General features: G+C 72.7%; 13 protein-coding genes. 5 read left to right on the top strand and 8 right to left on the bottom strand.

Annotation, left to right across the window (positions count from 1 at the left end; all coding sequences use genetic code 11):
- Window positions 1-63 precede the first annotated feature (63 nt).
- Window positions 64-858, top strand: a complete 795-nt coding sequence (locus ABZX96_RS35395) for an SDR family oxidoreductase (protein WP_355552828.1) — start codon at window positions 64-66, stop codon at window positions 856-858.
- 202 nt (window positions 859-1,060) lie between these two features.
- Here ABZX96_RS35395 and ABZX96_RS35390 read toward each other — a convergent pair whose 3' ends face one another.
- Window positions 1,061-1,951, bottom strand: coding sequence for a hypothetical protein (locus tag ABZX96_RS35390; protein WP_355552825.1), 891 nt, complete (start codon window positions 1,949-1,951; stop codon window positions 1,061-1,063).
- A gap of 3 nt (window positions 1,952-1,954) precedes the next feature.
- Complete coding sequence (locus ABZX96_RS35385; RefSeq protein ID WP_355552822.1) at window positions 1,955-2,605, bottom strand: papain-like cysteine protease family protein; 651 nt, start codon at window positions 2,603-2,605, stop codon at window positions 1,955-1,957.
- A gap of 621 nt (window positions 2,606-3,226) precedes the next feature.
- Here ABZX96_RS35385 and ABZX96_RS35380 point away from each other — a divergent pair.
- On the top strand, window positions 3,227-4,123 hold the full coding sequence (locus ABZX96_RS35380; RefSeq protein ID WP_355552861.1) for a hypothetical protein: 897 nt from the start codon (window positions 3,227-3,229) through the stop codon (window positions 4,121-4,123).
- 67 nt (window positions 4,124-4,190) lie between these two features.
- Here ABZX96_RS35380 and ABZX96_RS35375 read toward each other — a convergent pair whose 3' ends face one another.
- From ABZX96_RS35375 to ABZX96_RS35365, 3 genes are all read right to left on the bottom strand, one after another.
- Window positions 4,191-4,601, bottom strand: coding sequence for a Rieske (2Fe-2S) protein (locus ABZX96_RS35375; protein ID WP_355552819.1), 411 nt, complete (start codon window positions 4,599-4,601; stop codon window positions 4,191-4,193).
- Window positions 4,602-4,920: 319 nt separating this feature from the next.
- Window positions 4,921-7,971, bottom strand: a complete 3,051-nt coding sequence (gene uvrA, locus ABZX96_RS35370) for an excinuclease ABC subunit UvrA (protein WP_355552816.1) — start codon at window positions 7,969-7,971, stop codon at window positions 4,921-4,923.
- Between the two features lie 381 nt (window positions 7,972-8,352).
- Window positions 8,353-9,141: a TetR family transcriptional regulator gene (locus ABZX96_RS35365; protein WP_355552813.1), complete on the bottom strand. Its 789-nt coding sequence runs from the start codon at window positions 9,139-9,141 to the stop codon at window positions 8,353-8,355.
- 309 nt (window positions 9,142-9,450) lie between these two features.
- Here ABZX96_RS35365 and ABZX96_RS35360 point away from each other — a divergent pair, with 309 nt between their 5' ends.
- Entirely contained in the window at window positions 9,451-11,103 is a 1,653-nt protein-coding gene (locus ABZX96_RS35360; protein ID WP_355552858.1) for an FAD-dependent monooxygenase, read from the top strand.
- A gap of 144 nt (window positions 11,104-11,247) precedes the next feature.
- Here ABZX96_RS35360 and ABZX96_RS35355 read toward each other — a convergent pair whose 3' ends face one another.
- Together ABZX96_RS35355 and ABZX96_RS35350 are read right to left on the bottom strand one after the other, a co-directional pair.
- Window positions 11,248-11,985, bottom strand: a complete 738-nt coding sequence (locus ABZX96_RS35355) for a DUF4097 family beta strand repeat-containing protein (RefSeq protein WP_355552810.1) — start codon at window positions 11,983-11,985, stop codon at window positions 11,248-11,250.
- On the bottom strand, window positions 11,982-12,245 hold the full coding sequence (locus ABZX96_RS35350; protein ID WP_355552807.1) for a hypothetical protein: 264 nt from the start codon (window positions 12,243-12,245) through the stop codon (window positions 11,982-11,984). The genes ABZX96_RS35355 and ABZX96_RS35350 overlap by 4 nt, the downstream gene beginning before the upstream one ends.
- A 247-nt stretch (window positions 12,246-12,492) precedes the next feature.
- Here ABZX96_RS35350 and ABZX96_RS35345 point away from each other — a divergent pair, with 247 nt between their 5' ends.
- Window positions 12,493-13,272: a maleylpyruvate isomerase family mycothiol-dependent enzyme gene (locus ABZX96_RS35345; protein ID WP_355552804.1), complete on the top strand. Its 780-nt coding sequence runs from the start codon at window positions 12,493-12,495 to the stop codon at window positions 13,270-13,272.
- Between the two features lie 9 nt (window positions 13,273-13,281).
- A complete protein-coding gene (locus ABZX96_RS35340) occupies window positions 13,282-13,938 on the top strand; it encodes an MBL fold metallo-hydrolase (protein WP_355552801.1) in 657 nt (218 codons plus the stop codon).
- A gap of 71 nt (window positions 13,939-14,009) precedes the next feature.
- Here ABZX96_RS35340 and ABZX96_RS35335 read toward each other — a convergent pair whose 3' ends face one another.
- Window positions 14,010-14,456, bottom strand: a complete 447-nt coding sequence (locus tag ABZX96_RS35335) for a lamin tail domain-containing protein (RefSeq protein WP_355552855.1) — start codon at window positions 14,454-14,456, stop codon at window positions 14,010-14,012.
- Window positions 14,457-14,860: the final 404 nt, after the last annotated feature.

Genomic DNA, 14,860 nt, shown 5'->3' with positions numbered 1-14,860 from the left:
TGCCGGAAACGTCGAAAGCGCCGGAAACATCGAAAGCGTTGAAAGCGTCGGAAGGAGCACGCGGTGACCGCGTTCGAGCCCCCCGTTCCGAATCGGCAGCGGGTCCTGGTCACCGGGGCCTCCCGGGAGACCGGCATCGGTGCCGCCGTCGCGCGGGCGCACGCGGCGCGCGGCGCGGCGGTGGCCGTGCACTGCCGGGCCGACACCGCGGCCGGGGAGGCGGTGGCCGCCAAGCTGCCCGGGTCCGGGCACCTGACCGTCACCGGGGACCTCGGCGACCCGGAGCAGGTGGCCCGGGTCGTCCAAGAGGCGGTGGACGGGCTCGGCGGCCTGGACGTGCTCGTCTACAACTCCGGGATGTACGTCGAGCACCCGGTCACCCGCACCACCTACTCCGAGTGGCAGTCCCTGTGGCGGCGCCACCTGGACGTCAACCTGCTGGGCGCGGCCCACACCGCCTGGTGCGTGGTCGATCACCTGATGCGCCGTCCGGAGGGCCCGGCGGGCGGCCGGATCGTCATGATCGGCTCGCGCGGCGCCTACCGCGGCGAGCCGCGGACTCCGGCCTACGGTGCCAGCAAGGCGGGGCTGCACGCGCTGGCCCAGTCGCTGGCGGTGGACCTCGCCCCGCACCGGATCGCCGTCACCGCCCTCGCGGTCGGCTTCACCCGCACCGACCTGACCGCCGGACTGCTCGACGATCCCGAGACCCATGAGGCGGTCCTCGCCCAGCATCCGCTCGGCCGGGTCGCCGACCCCTCCGAGATCGCCGCGGCGGCGGCCTGGTTCACCTCGGCGGAGGCGGAGTGGGCGACGGGCGCGGTGCTGCACCTGAACGGGGGGTCGTACTTGCACTGAGCCCCGCGAGTCCGCACCGAGCCCCGCGAGCACGGCGGCGCGAGCACGGCCCCGCGAGCACGGCGGCGCGATCACGGCGGCGTAAGCACACCGGCGTGAGCACAGCCCCGCGATCACGGCGGCGCGAGCCCGTACGCGTTCCCACCGCGCAAGCCCGGGGCGGAACAGGGCGCCCCCACCCCGTCCCGCCCCGGGCCTGTCCTCAGCGTCGGCGCAGCCTGCGGACGGCGACCGTGCCGCCCAGTCCCAGGACCAGCGCCGCTCCGGCACCGGCCACGGCGGACACGGTCGTCAGCGGCCCGTCGGCGTCCGCCGTGGACGCCTCGGCCAGGGCGGCGGTACGGGGCGCCTGGGCCGCGTCCGCACGCGCTTCGGACGCGCGGGCGTCGTCCGTACGGGCGTGGTCCGGACCGGCGGCCTCCGGGCCGTAGCCGCCCGCCTCGCCGCGCTTGGCGTAGGCGGAGCCGGGGAGCTTGTCGCCGTACGCCTTCGCCACCCGCTTCTGGTAGGCGGCCACGGTCACGCCGCGGGCGCCGACGGCCCGCTTGGCATCCTCGTCCAGCGGGAGGACGCGGTCGCCGCGCTGCACGTACCAGGCGTCGATCTGCGGTTCGCGGAAGACCGTGCCGCCGTCGCCCGCGGCGGCGTAGCGGGTCTCGTCGTCACCGGTGGCGATGTTGACGACCTTCCAGGCGCCGGCCGCCCGCGCGGTCCACACGGACGCCTTCTGCCCGTCGGAGGACACGGCCTTGCTGGCGAGGAACTCCAGTTGGGAGACCGGCGCGCCCCGCTTGCCCCGGACGAAGTCCGGCGACAGCACGTAGACCGGTACGGTGCGCCCCTCGATCCTGGGCCGCGCCTGGGCCAGGCCGACCGCGCCGTCCCGGGCGAAGAAGCGGGAGAGCGTGTCCAGGGTGGCCGGGGCGGTGGCCGCCTCGTGGGCGGCGGCGACCGACGCGGCGGCCGGGGCGGCGGGTGCCGGGACCCCCGCGGCCTGCGCCGGGGCGGCCAGGGCCAGCGCGGCGGCGACCGGCGTGGTGGCCGCGAGCAGGCGGCGGACGGTGACGGCCCGGAGGGAGATCGGCTTCGTCATGCCTCAGGCTCCGATCCGGTAGAGGGAGTGGGTCCACGAGAACGAGGAGCCGTTCACGTAGTAGTCGAAGTCGCCCCAGTTGTAGCGGTAGTTGGAGCCCCAGGGGTCGCCCCAGTAGACCCAGTTCTTGGCGGTGTCGTAGCCGTACAGGACGTGCATGTGGCCGCCGCCGGAGGACCACTGGATGCGGGTCTCGATGGGCCGGCCGGCGTTGATCTCGGTCTGCACGGTGCCGTAGCGCAGGTAGCCGGTGACGTACGAACCGGGGTTGATGCCCGCCCAGTTCAGGGCGTTCTGCACGTTGCCCAGGGTGGCCTGGTTGTTGGGGCAGGTGGTGCCCTGCTGGCGGTTGAAGGCCGCGTTGCAGAACTGGTTCTGGCTGTAGTTGCGGCCGTACCAGCTCGCGATGGTGTTGCCGGACGCGGACCAGCACCAGTTGGACTTCTCCTGGGCCTGCATCGTGATGTTGAGCTGCTTGGCGGCGAGCAGGGGGGCCTGAGCGGTGGCCCCGGGTGCCGAGGCGGTGGCCGCCACCGGGGTTATGGGCGCCGCGGTGGCGGTCGCGGTGGGGACGGCGAACAGTGCGGCGGCACTGATCGCCACGGCCGACAGCCGTCTGCGGCGCGTACGGCGGGCGTGCGGTGCACGGGTCATGGCGTTCCTCCCAGCGAGGGGGTGGTGATGGAGGAGCGCATCCGGATGCTGCTCAGGAGCATCGGGTGTTGTCGCGAGCAGGTCAACACGATTCAATGCGAGGTGACACGGGGATGTGAACGGCCGGTCCGGGATGTGAACGTCCTGTGCCCGTCGTTCCGCAGGAACGGACAGGAGTGGCGCGAGGCGCCGGCGGCGGCTGTGAACGTTCACCCGGCGCGCCGGAAAGTGGGGACCATGACGCAGGAGACGCGCGAGCCGGGCCGACCGGGGCAGGGAGCGGTCCATCCGGGCCGAAGACCGGACCCGTCGAGTCCACCGCATCCGGGCTCGTCGCATCCGCCGAATCCATCGGACGCGTCGCATCCGCCGAACCCATCGGACCCGCATCCGTCGAACCCATCAGGTCCGTCGTACTCGTCGAACCCATCAGACCCGTCGCATCTGCCGAACCCATCGGTTTCGCCAAGCCAGTCGAAAACGGGGCCGTCGAGCCCGGGGACCCCGGGTCGGCCGGACCCAGGCCCGTCCGGCCTGGCGAGCACGGCCCCGCTCGCACCCCGGGGCCGGAAACCGGACCCCCGCTCCCCCGACCAGGAATCCGCCGAACTCGCCCAGGCCCTGCGCACCGGCCCCTTCCACCTCGCCCTGCGCACCGCCCTCTCCGTCCGGGGGCTGGCCCTGCACCGGGTGCAGCACCGGCTCGCCCAGCGCGGCATCAAGGTCGGCGTGACCAGCCTGAGCTACTGGCAGCAGGGCGCCCGGCGGCCCCGGCGGCCCGAGTCGCTGCGCGCCGTCCGCGCGCTGGAGGACGTCCTGAACCTGCCCGCGCACTCACTGCGCCGGCTCCTGAACCCCGAGCGGACCGGCCGCGCGGACGCGGAGCGCCCCGCCGCCCGTTCCTACCGCTCCCTCGTCGAGTCCGCCGACGCCCTGCACCGGCTGTTCGCCGACCTGGAGGCGCCGCCGGACGGCGGCCTGCACACCGTCGGGCACCACGAACGGGTCCGCATCGGGCCCCGGCGCGAAATGCGCGAACGGGACTCCCTCCAGGTCGTCCGGGCCCACCGGGACGGCGTGGACCGCTACCTCGCCATCCACCACGGCGACCCGGGGTGCGACCCGGCGCGGGTGGCGGTCCGGGCGGTGGAGAACTGCCGGCTGGGACGGGTCCGCTGGGACGCCCGGACCGGGGTGGTCGTCGCCGAGTTGCTCTTCGACGCCCGGTTGCGCGCTGGGGACACGTACGTCTTCGGGTACGGCTTCGAGGACGGCAGCGGCGGGCCGAGCGCCGAGTACGTGCGGGGGTTCACCTTCGCCGGAGGCCAGTACGTCCTTCAGGTGCGCTTCGACGAGGCGGCCCTCCCCGTCCGCTGCCGCCGCTTCGCCCAGACCTCGGCCGGCGCGCCCCGCAGCCACCAGCAGGAACTGACGCTGAGCGGGCACCACCGGGCGGTCCACCTGGTGGAACAGGGCGTCCGTCCCGGAATCCTGGGCATCGGGTGGGACTGGGGGTGAGGCGGCACCGGCCGGGACCGCAACAGCCGGGGCGGCGGATACCCAGGACACCCCGCCCCCGCGTCCGTCAGCCCGCGATGAGCTTGCCGCCCTCCACCTTCACCGGCACCTCCGGCAGCGGCTGGGTCGCCGGACCCTGGAGGACCGCGCCGGTGGTCACGTCGAACCGGCTGCCGTGGCAGGGGCAGTGGCCGCCCTCGCGCTTGTCGATCTTGTCCAGGACGCAGCCCTGGTGCGTGCAGGCGGCGCCGAAGCACTTGTACTGCCCCTTGGTGGGCTGGGAGACCAGCAGGCGCTGCTCGCGGTAGAGCTTGGCGCCGCCGACCGGCACGTCGGACGCGGCACCCAGCGCGACGGGCTCGGTGGGTACCGGGGACGCGGTCTTGCCGCTCGGCGAGCAGGCCACCGCCCCGAGGCCCGCGGCGCCCACCAGCGCGGCGCCTTGCAGCACGGTCCGACGGGCGGGGGCCTGACTCATGACGTACTCCATCCATGCCGAGTGTGGCGGTACCTGATGGCTCCGGGGCGCGAACGGGCACGCGGGCGCGTGCGCCCCGCACCGTGCGCCGAGGTACCGGTCTCCGACGATACCGGCACAGATCCCTCCGCTTCGGACCGGCCGGGCCTTACGCCCGGCGACCACGCGGGGCCCGCCCCGAGCAGGCCGTCCACCCGAAGGGCCACCCCCTGCGGAAGCAGCGCCATGCCCTGGACGGAGGGACCCACAGGAGGAGCGCCCGCACCAACAGCCCGAGGGGGCCGCCCTCCCCGACGGCCCCCTCGGTCGTTCCCCCTGCCTACTTCTTCTTCGCCGCCGTCTTCTTGGCGGCACCCGCCTTGGAACCGGCGGTCTTGGCCCCGGTGGCCCGGGCCTTCGCGCTCGTCGAAGCCGTGACCGTCTTCCGCGTCCCGCTCTTGCTCGCGGCGACCGTCTTGGACGGCGCCTTCTTGGCCGCGGCGCTCTTCTTCGCCGCTCTGCGGGTCGCGGCCGGGGCCGCGTCGCTCACCCGGTCGCCCAGGATGTCCCGCAGGAACTTGCCGGTGTGGCTGCCCGGCACGGCCGCGACCTCCTCGGGCGTGCCCTCGGCGACGACGATGCCGCCGCCGCTGCCGCCCTCGGGGCCCATGTCGACGATCCAGTCGGCGGTCTTGATCACGTCGAGGTTGTGCTCGATGACGACGACCGTGTTGCCCTTGTCGACCAGGCCGGACAGCACCTTGATGAGCTTGCTGATGTCCTCGAAGTGCAGGCCGGTCGTCGGCTCGTCCAGGACGTAGACCGTGCGGCCGGTGGAGCGCTTCTGCAGCTCGCTCGCCAGCTTGACGCGCTGCGCCTCGCCACCGGAGAGGGTGGGCGCGGGCTGGCCGAGGCGGACGTACCCGAGGCCAACCTCGTTGAGCGTCTTGAGGTGGCGCGCGATGGCGGGCACCGCGTCGAAGAAGTCCAGCGCCTCCTCGATCGGCATGTCCAGCACCTCGGCGATGGACTTGCCCTTGTAGTGGACCTCCAGCGTCTCCCGGTTGTAGCGCGCGCCGTGGCAGACCTCGCACGGCACGTACACGTCCGGCAGGAAGTTCATCTCGATCTTGATGGTGCCGTCACCGGAGCAGTTCTCGCAGCGACCGCCCTTGACGTTGAAGGAGAACCGCCCGGGGAGGTAGCCGCGGACCTTGGCCTCCGTCGTCTCCGCGAACAGCTTGCGGATGTTGTCGAAGACGCCGGTGTAGGTGGCCGGGTTGGAGCGCGGCGTCCGCCCGATGGGCGACTGGTCGACGTGCACGACCTTGTCGACGAGTTCGTCGCCCTCGACGCGGGTGTGCCGCCCCGGCACCGTCTTGGCGCCGTTCAGCTCGCGCGCCAGGTGGGTGTAGAGGATGTCGTTGACCAGCGTCGACTTGCCGGAGCCGGAGACGCCGGTGACGGCGGTGAGCACGCCCAGCGGGAAGGAGACGTCGATGTCGCGGAGGTTGTTCTCCTTGGCACCGCGCACCGTCAGGTGCCGCGCGGGGTCGATCGGCCGGCGGATGTCCGGCGTGGCGATGGAGCGCCGCCCGGAGAGGTACTGCCCGGTCATCGACTCCTTGTTGGCCAGCAGTTCCTTCAACGGACCGCTGTGCACGACCTTGCCGCCGTGCTCGCCGGCGCCCGGGCCGATGTCCACGACCCAGTCGGCGACCTTGATGGTGTCCTCGTCGTGCTCGACGACGATGAGCGTGTTGCCCATGTCGCGCAGCCGCACGAGCGTCTCGATCAGCCGGTGGTTGTCGCGCTGGTGCAGGCCGATGGACGGCTCGTCCAGCACGTACAGCACGCCGACCAGGCCGGAGCCGATCTGCGTGGCCAGCCGGATGCGCTGCGCCTCGCCGCCGGACAGCGTGCCCGCGGCGCGGTTCAGCGAGAGGTAGTCCAGGCCGACGTCGACCAGGAACTTCAGCCGCTCGTTGACCTCCTTGAGCACCCGCTCGGCGATCTTCTTCTCGCGGGCGACCAGCTTCATGTCGCGCAGGAAGTCGGCGCAGTCGCTGATCGACATGGCCGAGACCTCGGCGATCGACTTCCCCTGGACGGTGACCGCGAGCACGATCGGCTTCAGCCGCGTGCCCTCACAGGTCGGGCAGGGCACCTCGCGCATGTAGCCCTCGAAGCGCTCCCGGCTGCTGTCGCTCTCCGCCTCCTGGTGGCGCCGCTTGACGAACGGCACCGCGCCCTCGAAGGCGGTGGTGTACGAGCGCTCGCGGCCGTAGCGGTTACGGTAGCGCACGTCGATCTGCGTCTTGTGGCCGTTGAGCAGCGCCTTCTTGGCGCGCTGCGGCAGCCCGGCCCACGGGATGTCCGTACGGAAGCCGAGCGCGTCCGCCAGCGCGCCCACCAGGCGGCCGAAGTACTCCTTGGTGTGGCCGTGCGACCACGGGTGGATGGCGCCCTCGTCCAGGGACTTGTCCTCGTCCGGGACGATCAGGTCCGGGTCGACCTCCATGCGGGTGCCGATGCCGGTGCAGTCCGGGCAGGCGCCGAAGGGCGAGTTGAAGGAGAAGGAGCGCGGCTCCAGCTCTTCGAAGGACAGGTCGTCGTACGGGCAGTAGAGGTGCTCGGAGAACATCCGCTCGCGCTGCGGGTCGTCCTCGTCCAGATCGACGAAGTCGAGGACGACCATGCCGCCGGAGAGGCCGAGCGCGGTCTCGACCGAGTCGGTCAGCCGGCGCTTGGCGCTGTCCTTGACGGTGAGGCGGTCCACGACCACCTCGATGGTGTGCTTCTCCTGCTTCTTCAACTTCGGCGGGTCGGAGAGCTGGATGGTCTCGCCGTCCACCCGCGCGCGGCTGTAGCCCTTGGTCTGGAGGTCGGAGAAGAGGTCGACGAACTCGCCCTTGCGCTCGCGCACCAGCGGCGAGAGCACCTGGAAACGGCTGCCCTCGGGCAGCTCCAGCACCTTGTCGACGATCGCCTGGGGCGACTGCCGGGCGATCGGCCGCCCGCACTCGGGGCAGTGCGGCTTGCCGATGCGGGCGAAGAGCAGGCGGAGGTAGTCGTAGACCTCGGTGATGGTGCCGACCGTCGACCGGGGGTTGCGGGACGTCGACTTCTGGTCGATCGAGACCGCGGGGGACAGGCCCTCGATGAAGTCCACATCGGGCTTGTCCATCTGCCCGAGGAACTGCCGGGCGTACGAGGAGAGCGACTCGACATAGCGGCGCTGCCCCTCGGCGAAGATCGTGTCGAAGGCGAGCGAGGACTTGCCCGAACCGGAGAGCCCCGTGAAGACGATGAGCGAGTCACGAGGCAGGTCTAGCGAGACGTTGCGGAGATTGTGCTCGCGAGCGCCACGGACGATGAGACGGTCGGCCACGCCGGTCGGCACCTTTCTGGAGAGGGGCGGGAGCCGCGGAACGCTTGCCGCGGCCCGAGCGCTGAGCGGAGGCGGCGGTGCGAAGCGGGCCCCCCGCCCCAGGGTATGGGGGCCGCTGCGGCAATGTCTTTTGATGCCACTCCCGAGCCTATAGCACGCACATTCGAATTGCGGACGGCACGTGGCACCTTCACTCGAACGTGTGGAGCCCCCCTTGACTTCCCGCGCCACCGCGGTAGCCGAGCCCGCCAACGCCCCGCACCGCCTCCCCCGGGCCGCCAACACACCCCCTCTGACCAGGGGATTCACGTCGACCCGCCACTCGGCGACACCGCCGCCCCTTGTGACCGCTCTCACCCCCGTCGGCCCGTCCGCCCCTCCTCAGTACCCCGGCAGCGCGCGCTCCAGCATGTCGAACGTCTGCCCCAGCAGGACGGCCTGGCCGGCGGCCACCTCGTCCGCCGGATGGCCCGCGAACAGCCGGCGGGCGGCGGTGACGTACGCCGTCCGGTACGCGGCGATCACCAGCGCCGCGGCCAGCCGCGCGGAGTGGCCGGGAGCGGCGGAGGGGCCGGGGCCCGCGACAACGGCGGGATCGGGACCGGCAGCGGGATCGGGACCGGCAGCGGGATCGGAGTCATCGGCGGCGACCGGATCGGGGCCGGCGGAGGAGCCGGGCCCGGCGGCCTCCGCGAGCAGTCGGGCCAGCAGGCCCTCCAGCTCCTCCAGCGCCTCCCGCGCCCGCGCCCGCAGCGCCGGCGAGTCCAGGACCACCTGCCAGAAGTACGTGAAACGGGCTTCGCACGCCGCGAAGGGGTGCCGTCGCTCCAGCAGCTCCAGCGCGAGGTCACGCAGCGCGCCGAGCGGGGTCCGCCCGTCGGGGCGTTCCCGAATGGCGCGGGTGACCAGTTCCCCGGCCTCCGGGATGCGATCCAGGAGGAGATCTTCCTTGCGGGGGAAGTAGTTGAAGACCGTCATCGTGGACACTTCGGCGGCGCGCGCCACCTCGGCGACGGTCACCTGGTCGAACCCGCGCTCCGCGAACAGCCTGCTCGCCACCGCGGAGATGCGCTCCCGGGTCTGCCGCTTCTTGCGCTCACGCAGGGTGAGCGCCGCACCCTCCCTGTTCCGCGCGCCCTTCGCGTCCGGCGTTCTCAGCTCATCGTCCATGGTCGATTTTCCGCACGCCCCCCACTCATGGGCAAAATTTTAGCCGCTACAAACTTTTAGTGACTATAGTTTGGGTCGAGCCTCGGTCGAGCCCCAGCCGACCCTCGGTCGGCCCTCGGCGGCGACATCCGCCCCCTCCCGACCCCCGCGGACGGACATCACCGGGCCCACACGAAAACGACCGGACAACGGGAGAAACACGCCATGAGCACACACACCGGCCCGGCGGACCACACCGCGCCCGAGCAGCCCGGGCCCACCGGCACCCGGCCCGTCCCGGCCACGGAAAGGACCGGACGGGGCGAAGCCATGGGGAACGCCGTGGACACCGCGAACACCGTGGACGTCGTCATAGCCGGCGGCGGCCCGGTGGGCCTGATGCTCGCCTGTGAGCTGCGGCTCGCCGGCGTCTCGGTGACCGTCCTGGAACGGCTGACCGAGATCGACACGACCATCAAGGCGGGAGCGATCAACACCCCGACCGCCGAGGCGTTCTACCGGCGCGGCATGCTTCCGGCGCTCCAGAAGGTGCAGCAAGACGCCCTGGAGCAGTTCGCCGCCTTCCTGCGCGGACGCCGGGCGACCGGTGCCTCCGCCACCAAGGCCCCGCCCAAGTTCGCCGGCCACTTCGCCGGCATCCAGCTCAGCGCGGAGTACCTGGACGAGGCCGACCCCGCCTTCGCCTCCGCCGGCCCGGCCGGCGAGGTCGGTTTCGTCCCCCAGGAGCCGCTGGAACGGCTGCTCAACGAGCGCGCGGCCGAGCTGGGCGTCGTCATCCGCCGGGGCGTCGAACTGACCGGCTTCGACGCGGACGAGCACGGCGTGACCGTCCACACCCGGCCCACCACCGGCACCGCCGCCCAGAGCCCTGCCGACGCCGCCGACACCGGCTCCGGCACCCCCCGTACCACGCTCCGCGCCGGCTGGCTCGTCGGGTGCGACGGCGGGCGCAGCACCGTCCGCAAGCTCGCCGGCTTCCCCTTCCCCGGCACCGCGCCCGAGATCACCGGCCACCAGGCCGTGGTCGAGATGACCGGCTCGGAGGCGCTGGGCTCCGGCTGGCACTGGACCGAGACCGGCACCTACGCCCACGGCCCGATGCCCGGCCGCCTTCTCACCGTGGAGTTCGACGGCCCGCCCATGGACCGCGACAGGCCGGTGACCGCCGAGGAACTGGAGAAGAGCGTGCGCGCCGTGGCGGGCGTGGAGGTGTCGATCACCAAGGTCCACACCGCCACCCGGTTCACCGACAACGCCCGCCAGGTCCCCGACTACCGCTCGGGCCGGGTGCTGCTCGCCGGTGACGCGGCCCACGTGCACTCGCCCTTCGGCGGCCAGGGCCTGAACCTGGGCATCGGCGACGCCGTCAACCTGGGCTGGAAGCTCGCGGCGACCATCCACGGCTGGGCGCCCGAGGGCCTGCTGGACACGTACACCGCCGAACGTCACCCGATCGGCGCATGGGTACTGGAGTGGACCCGCGCCCAGGTCGCCCTCATGCGCCCGGAGCCGCGCGCCCACGCGCTGCGCGAGGTCGTGCGGGAGATGACCCGGACCGTCGACGGCACCACCTACCTCGTCAAGAAGATCTCCGGTGTCGAGCACCGCTACGACCTCCCCGGCGACCACCCCCTCATCGGCCGCAGCGCCCCCGACCTCCCGCTCGCCGACGGCCGCCGCCTCGCCGACCACCTCCACGACGGCCGCGCCCTCCTCCTCGACCTCACCGACGCCCCCGCCCTGCGGGAGCGCGCCGCGGGCTACCGGGACCGGGTCCGCGTCCTCACCTCGTCCTGCCCCGAACGCCCGGACCTGGCCGCCCTTTTGATACGCCCGGACGGCATCACGGCCTGGGCGGCCGGCACCGGCGACCGGACGGACTCGGGCGGCACGGCGGCCCCGGCCGGACTGGACGAGGCGCTGCGGCGGTGGTTCGGGGCGGCGGTGCGTGCGGCGGATTGAGGGGGACGGTCCGCGCCGGACCGGGGCCGAGGGGGAATCGTCCGGCTGGGCGTAGGCCTGCGGTTCCGTGACGAGCCCGAGGGCGTGGAGCCGCCCCGCACCGGCGACGGACACGGTGCGGGGCGGCGATGAGGCGGACGACGATCAGGGGGCGGAGATCTCCACGTCTCCCGAGGACGCCTTGGCGGTGATGGTGGAACCGGCGGCGGGGTCGGAGGGGACCTTCACGTCGCGCTCGCCCGACGAGGTGGTCACCTCGACCTTGTACGGGCCGCCGGGCACCTTCAGCTTCGTGCTGCCGGAGCCGGTGTCCGTGGAGACCGTTCTCGGCGCCTTGGCGAAGTCCAGCGCGGTGGCGCCGGAATCGGAGCGGACCTCGGCACTCGGGCCGCCCAGGCCGGAACCGGTGACGCTGCCGGAGGAGGTCTCCACCTTCAGCGGTCCGCCGATCCGCTCGACCCGCACGGCGCCGGAGTCGGTCCTCACGTCGGCGCCGGCGACGCCGGTCACCGTGATCGCGCCACTGCTGTTGCCGAGCTTGACCTTGACGGAGGCCGGGACCTTCAACTCGTAGTCGATGTAGCAGTCTTCACAGCCGTTGACGAAGGTGAGCACTCCCCCGGAGACTCGCTGGGAGGGCTCGGGCTCGGCGTCGTCGCGGTAGTGGACCGTCCGGTGGATCGTGACGCCGGGGCCGTTACCGGTGGTGACCTCTATCGAGCCGCGCCGCGCGTCGGCCACCTCCACCGAGGTGACGGCCTCTTGGACCGTGGCGTCGGCGGTGGCGCTCTTCAGGTCCCCGTCCGAGCCGGAGCAGCCGGCCGCCAGGAGGACCGCGGCGAGGGCGGCGGGCAGCAGGACGATCCGGCGGTGGGTGGTCATGGTGGTGTCGCTCCTCGTGTCGTTTCGGAGAGGTCCCCCGCGGGATCCTGCTCCCGGCTTCTGAAATTTTTTCCTTCACCCGCGGGGCGGCGGGCCGTCCCGCCCGGCCACCACGGGCGGCGGCCGATGCCGGTGGGGAACATCGGTGCCCATACCTTGATCAACCGCGGAGCGCCCATGTCGGCCATAACGCCGATTTCCGCCATGGCCACCGACGGCAGGACGGCGAGCACGGCAAGCACCGGGAACATCACGGGCATCGCGGACATCGCGGCGAGGACCGGCGAACGGCGCGACGAGGACAGTCCGCCGCGCCGACGACGGGGCCCCCGCGATGCCCGAAACCCACGAAACGCATGAAACGCACGTCGAACGCACCACAGTTGACCCCCTCCCCCCACGCCCACCGGAGCCCGCCGCCTTCCGTGCGCCGTCCGCTCCCCCGCGTGCGCCGGGACCCCCACCAGCCGACTCCCGGCACAGGCTACGGGGCGATAGGTTCTGCCCATGACCGACAACGCACCAGACAAGGCACCCCACCCGGAACCCCACCAAGGTCCGGCCACCACACCGGACTTCGCGCGCGACGCGGCGGCCGTCCACGAGGCGACCGAGCGTCTGCTCGTCTCGGTCGGCAAGCTCGACGACGAGGCGGTCGGCGAACCCTCCCTCCTCCCCGACTGGACCCGCGGCCACGTCCTGGCCCACGTCGCGCGCAACGCCGATGCCCTGGTGAACCTGCTGACGTGGGCCCGTACGGACGTGCCGACGCCGATGTACCCAAGCGGCGCGGCGCGCGACGCCGACATCGAGCGCGACGCCGACCGTCCGCTGTCCGTCCACGTCGCGGACCTGCGGGCGAGCGCCCAGCGGTTCGACGCCGCGGCGGCGGCGCTGCCGGCCGACCGCTGGACGTTCGAGGTGGAGATGCGCAACGGCGTGGTGGAGCGGGCCGCGCGGCTCGCGCTGCGCCGACTGGCCGAGGTCGAGCTGCACCACGTCGACCTCGGGGTCGGTTACACCGTCGAGCAGTTGCCCGCCGGGTTCGTCGACGGCTGGCTGGATTTCATGACGGGGGTGAAGTTCGCCGGTCACCCGGCGGTGCCGGCCATGGAGCTGCGGGCCGACGACGGGCGGCGGTGGCGTACGGGCACCGAGGCCGCGGGCGGGGCGGTCACGGTCGTCACCGGTCCCCCCACCGCGCTGGTGGGCTGGCTGACCGGCCGTACGCGTGGTGCCGGGCTCGACACACAGGGCGGTGCGCTGCCGGCCGTCCCGCCGCTTTAGAGTGAGGTCATGGCCTACACCGGAGCAGTCAAGGTCGGCGGACCGGCCGACGTGCATGAGCTGACCGACCTGATCATTTCCAAGGTCGCGGTCGGCCCCATGGACAACAACGCCTATCTGCTGCGCTGCCGCGCCACGGACGAGCAGCTCCTGATCGACGCCGCCGCCGAGCCGCACACCCTCGTCGCGCTGATCGGCGACGGCGGCCTCGCCTCCGTGGTCACCACCCACCGGCACGGCGACCACTGGGGCGCGCTGCGCGAGGTGGTGGCGGCGACCGACGCCCGGACGTATGCGGGGCGGTACGACGCCGAGGCGATCCCCGTCCCCACGGACGTGCTGGTGGAGGACGGCGACACCCTCACCGTCGGGCGGGTCGAACTGACCGCCCGCCACCTGGTGGGCCACACCCCGGGCAGCATCGTGCTCGTCTACGACGACCCGCACGGTCACCCGCACGTCTTCACCGGGGACTGCCTGTTCCCCGGCGGGGTCGGCAACACCCGGGGCAACGCGAACAACTTCACCCGGCTCATCGACGACGTCGAGAGCAAGCTGTTCGACCCGCTTCCGGACGAGACATGGGTCTACCCGGGCCACGGCGCCGACACGACCCTCGGCGCCGAGCGCCCGCACCTGGCCGAATGGCGCGAGCGCGGCTGGTGAGTGAGCGGCCCTCAGGGGCGGCGGGCACAGCCGGCCGCCCCTGAGAGGCCGACAGGTCAGCAGCCGACAGGTCAGCAGACGACCGAGGAACGGCGCGGGTTGTTGTAGCTGCAGCTGTCGGCGCGCGCGCCGGACGCCTTCTTGAGCGTCGCGGTGTCCCGGTCGTTGTTCCAGACGTACGCCCGGCGGTTCTGGTAGCGGTGGGCCGCGGTGTCCCGGCCCTTGCCGGTGTGGATCGTCACGGACTTGCCGGCGCCCAGGGTGTAGGTGCCGAACTTGTACGTGTGCCGCGAGGCGTCGGTCAGCGTCCAGCCCTTGAGGCTGACGGCCCGCGAGGTGGAGTTCTTGATCCGCACCCACTCGGCGTTCAGGCTGGAGTTGGAGCGGTTGTCCGCGCCCGGGCTGTTGTAGTAGATCTCCGCGATGTGCACGGAGCCGGCGGCGCTCGCGGGCGCGGCGGTGGCCAGGCCGGTGAACGCGGTGCCGATCGCGAGCGCGGCGGCGGCGACGCCCTTCATGTGATGACGCAAGGGTCCCCCCTCGGGACGGGCGCCCGGCGGGAGGCCGTACGCGTCCTACGGGACCGTGGCTTCCGTCCGGGCGCGTACGAGATGTGCGTGAACTGTACGCAGGTCATGCGCAAGTTGCGCAGATGTTGTGCGACATCTGCGTTCATGCGCAAGCATATGCGAATCCGGTCGGGGGCGGAGGCGCCGGATCGAGGACAGGGACGTCGGTTTCCGGGCGGGCGAGGACGCCTGGCCGGGGACGGGGACGGGGACGTCGGGTGCGGGGCTGGTCGTGGACACCTGTCCGGGGGCGCCTGATCGGGGTTGCCTGATCGGGGGCGGGGGCGGCCCGCGGGACGTGGCCCCGCCGGCCGCGCCGGAACGGCCGTCGGCCCGCTCCCGGGCGGGGAGCG

It is taken from the genome of Streptomyces sp. NPDC003077 (genome assembly GCF_040611095.1).
Taxonomy (GTDB): Bacteria; Actinomycetota; Actinomycetes; order Streptomycetales; family Streptomycetaceae; genus Streptomyces.
Note: the sequence above shows the minus strand (reverse complement) of the source record. Positions and strands in the feature narration are given on the sequence as shown.

Excerpts from the sequence above, each read along its gene's own strand:
- ABZX96_RS35390 (WP_355552825.1), bottom strand. The coding sequence starts at position 1,951 with ATGACGAAGCCGATCTCCCTCCGGGCCGTCACCGTCCGCCGCCTGCTC.
- ABZX96_RS35385 (WP_355552822.1), bottom strand. The coding sequence starts at position 2,605 with ATGACCCGTGCACCGCACGCCCGCCGTACGCGCCGCAGACGGCTGTCG.
- ABZX96_RS35375 (WP_355552819.1), bottom strand. The coding sequence starts at position 4,601 with ATGAGTCAGGCCCCCGCCCGTCGGACCGTGCTGCAAGGCGCCGCGCTG.
- ABZX96_RS35365 (WP_355552813.1), bottom strand. The coding sequence starts at position 9,141 with ATGGACGATGAGCTGAGAACGCCGGACGCGAAGGGCGCGCGGAACAGG.
- ABZX96_RS35360 (WP_355552858.1), top strand. The coding sequence starts at position 9,451 with ATGGGGAACGCCGTGGACACCGCGAACACCGTGGACGTCGTCATAGCC.
- ABZX96_RS35355 (WP_355552810.1), bottom strand. The coding sequence starts at position 11,985 with ATGACCACCCACCGCCGGATCGTCCTGCTGCCCGCCGCCCTCGCCGCG.
- ABZX96_RS35350 (WP_355552807.1), bottom strand. The coding sequence starts at position 12,245 with ATGCCCGTGATGTTCCCGGTGCTTGCCGTGCTCGCCGTCCTGCCGTCG.
- ABZX96_RS35345 (WP_355552804.1), top strand. The coding sequence starts at position 12,493 with ATGACCGACAACGCACCAGACAAGGCACCCCACCCGGAACCCCACCAA.
- ABZX96_RS35340 (WP_355552801.1), top strand. The coding sequence starts at position 13,282 with ATGGCCTACACCGGAGCAGTCAAGGTCGGCGGACCGGCCGACGTGCAT.
- ABZX96_RS35335 (WP_355552855.1), bottom strand. The coding sequence starts at position 14,456 with ATGAAGGGCGTCGCCGCCGCCGCGCTCGCGATCGGCACCGCGTTCACC.